1 rRNA gene is annotated in these 392 nt (G+C 53.3%); it reads left to right on the forward strand.

The features are described 5' to 3' along the window. Positions 1–392 (forward strand): 23S ribosomal RNA (locus tag AC1DES_RS19225); the annotation flags it as partial.

Here is a 392-nt window from a genome sequence, read left to right on the forward strand (position 1 = left end):
GGATAGGGTAAGCGCAGTATTGGATTGCTGCGTCCAAGCAGTTAGGCTGGAGTGGAGGCAAATCCTTCATTCTAAAGCGGAGCTGTGATRGCGAGGGAAATATAGTACCGAAGTTCCTGATTCCACACTGCCAAGAAAATCCTCTAGCGAGGTGAAAGGTGCCCGTACCGCAAACCGACACAGGTRGGCGAGGAGAGAATCCTAAGGTGATCGAGAGAACTCTCGTTAAGGAACTCGGCAAAATGACCCCGTAACTTCGGGAGAAGGGGTGCTTCTTAGGGTGTTAAAGCCCCGAGAAGCCGCAGTGAATAGGCCCAGGCGACTGTTTAGCAAAAACACAGGTCTCTGCGAAGCCGTAAGGCGAAGTATAGGGGCTGACGCCTGCCCGGTGC

The sequence above is a fragment of the Arthrobacter sp. 05T442 genome, assembly GCF_056395945.1.